Origin of the sequence: Colwellia sp. TT2012 (genome assembly GCF_001440345.1) — a bacterium.
Taxonomy (GTDB): Bacteria; Pseudomonadota; Gammaproteobacteria; order Enterobacterales; family Alteromonadaceae; genus Colwellia.
Window position 1 is genome coordinate 1 of sequence record NZ_LJYX01000181.1, and the last position, 737, is coordinate 737.

Here is a 737-nt window from a genome sequence, read left to right on the forward strand (position 1 = left end):
AATCACTCAATCAGCGCTGTATCGAACAGCGTGTCTCAGAAAACTCCAAATATGAGTGAAGGCACCCTGATCCGCGTATGAATATTGCTCTGTAACGCCGTCGGCACAAGCCTCTATATATATGAGCTGTGCGTGGATTCGATGTGTGAATTTTGACGAGGCGTGCAGTGAAAGTATTTATATGTGTGGTGTATTGTATTTTGACTTTGGCGTAAAAACTGCTGTTTTCTAATAAAACAGTTGCTGGCTGTTCGCTACTGTATGGCGTTCATTTTTAAAATCCTTACCCGGGTACACGGTGATATGTGATAAAAGAACACCATCCACAGGACTCGCGTCCTACCAGACCCACGCTAGAAAGTCGGCTACTCATGTCCAGTATTCTGTTTTTCCCAATGTCTATGCCAGACGAGACACTATTATCTCGTATTACGAGATACCATTTTTTGTCCGGAAACAAAACCGAGGCAGAAACTTTCCGTGATCTTTTTGGCGTTGCGCCATTCCAACTATCTATCATACCAAAGCAATTAGAAAACCTTGCTTCTCGATTGCCGGGAGTTAAAGAAGGCAACTTGGCTGAGTTGCTTGAGATTAACACTACGTTCCCAGCCTACAAACCTTTTATAGGATTATCAAAAGAATCCTCTAAGGAATTTGACAAGGTTTTATCTGATGTCGCTCGAGTGCCTAGGAGAGAAGGTACGAGGAATAGCAGAGCTAAAATTTGCTTGGCC

General features: G+C 43.1%; 1 protein-coding gene. It reads left to right on the plus strand.

What is annotated here, in order from left to right; genetic code table 11:
• Positions 1–446 precede the first annotated feature (446 nt).
• A partial coding sequence (locus ASU03_RS21680) for a hypothetical protein (RefSeq protein ID WP_231731662.1) occupies positions 447–737 on the plus strand: 291 nt, incomplete at its 3' end.